At 52.6% G+C, this 475-nt stretch carries 1 protein-coding gene; it reads right to left on the bottom strand.

The features are described 5' to 3' along the window. A partial coding sequence (locus E1189_RS23240; RefSeq protein WP_196221084.1) for a hypothetical protein occupies nucleotides 1-475 on the bottom strand: 475 nt, incomplete at both ends.

Here is a 475-nt window from a genome sequence, read left to right as displayed (position 1 = left end):
CTGACTGAGACAGGATGCATTTGTACCTCCGCTGTCCTCTACTGCAAGAGCAGCCCAATACAATGCTTTCCCCAGCAAAGTCACATGTGCGGGTAATATATCCTCAACTTCCACTAATTCCCGGAAGTAACGGATGCTAAAACATAAACAGGTTTCGAACCCTGCAAACAACTGTTTTTCAAGTTGCAGCCTATCAAACTGCTCCCACTCTCCCGTACCAATAAAAACAGATGCAAGACCCAATTCGATATCTTTGTCCCCACAGGGAGTGTTCACCTGTCCTCCGGCTGCTCTGGTGCGCAGCCGGGTAAAGATGTCCCGGGCGACTCCCAGGTTGGCCGTGCTCCCCATGGTCTGGAGATGTCTGCCCAGAGCCACTTCAATCTCCTTATCATTACAAGGGGTGTCCGGCTGTCCCCCTGCCGCACAGGTGCGCAGCCGGACAAAGATGTCCAGAGCCGTTTGCAGATTGTCC

It is taken from the genome of Parendozoicomonas verongulae, assembly GCF_009711465.1.
In the GTDB taxonomy this organism is placed as follows: domain Bacteria; phylum Pseudomonadota; class Gammaproteobacteria; order Pseudomonadales; family Endozoicomonadaceae; genus Sansalvadorimonas; species Sansalvadorimonas verongulae.
This window is presented reverse-complemented; position numbering and strand designations above follow the sequence as displayed.